The organism is Pseudonocardia sp. SID8383 (genome assembly GCF_009864975.1).
Lineage (GTDB): Bacteria > Actinomycetota > Actinomycetes > Mycobacteriales > Pseudonocardiaceae > Pseudonocardia > Pseudonocardia alni.
In genome coordinates, this window is sequence record NZ_WWFY01000740.1 from 1 (window position 1) to 519 (window position 519).

The window sequence follows — 519 nt, forward strand, 5'->3', positions numbered from 1 at the left end:
CGGCCCGCAGGTCGGGGCGCGGCCGGGGCCGCCCCGGCTCCTCGGCCGACCACATCAGCTGCAACGCCGCCTCCCAGCGCAGCTCGAACATGCCGCGGGCCAGCGTGAGCCGATCCGCGGCGTCGCGCAGCTCCCGCTCGGTGCCGCGCAGCTCGCGGCGCAGCTCCTCGGCCCGCCGGGCGTCGCGTTCCCGCAGGTCGACGACGGCGCCGGCCAGCTCGGCCACGACCGCGCGGTAGCGCTCCACGGCACTCACACCCCACCTCCGGCGACGGTGTCCGGGCCGCCGCCGCCCGCGTCGGTCAGGATGACCAGCTGCGGGCGGCCGTGCCGGGAGCGGTCGAGGAACAGCGCGCGCCCCGGCGTCGGCGTCCAGTCCAGCGGCTGTCCGCCCAGCAGCGGCACCAGGTCGGTGCCCTGCACGCCGGTCGCCACCCAGGCGCCCAGGTCGTCGATCGCCGCACCCGGCGGGGCCAGCAGCGTCTTCAGCCGCTGCGCGCCCTGCCACCAGCCCAGCAC

At 78.8% G+C, this 519-nt stretch carries 2 protein-coding genes; both read right to left on the reverse strand.

Annotated features, from left to right (window positions below):
- Nucleotides 1-256 (reverse strand): hypothetical protein (locus tag GTW08_RS17730; protein WP_161152248.1); only part of this gene is annotated, 256 nt, incomplete at its 3' end.
- Nucleotides 253-519: hypothetical protein (locus GTW08_RS17735; RefSeq protein ID WP_161152249.1), on the reverse strand; the 267-nt coding region annotated here is incomplete at its 5' end. The genes GTW08_RS17735 and GTW08_RS17730, both read right to left, overlap by 4 nt.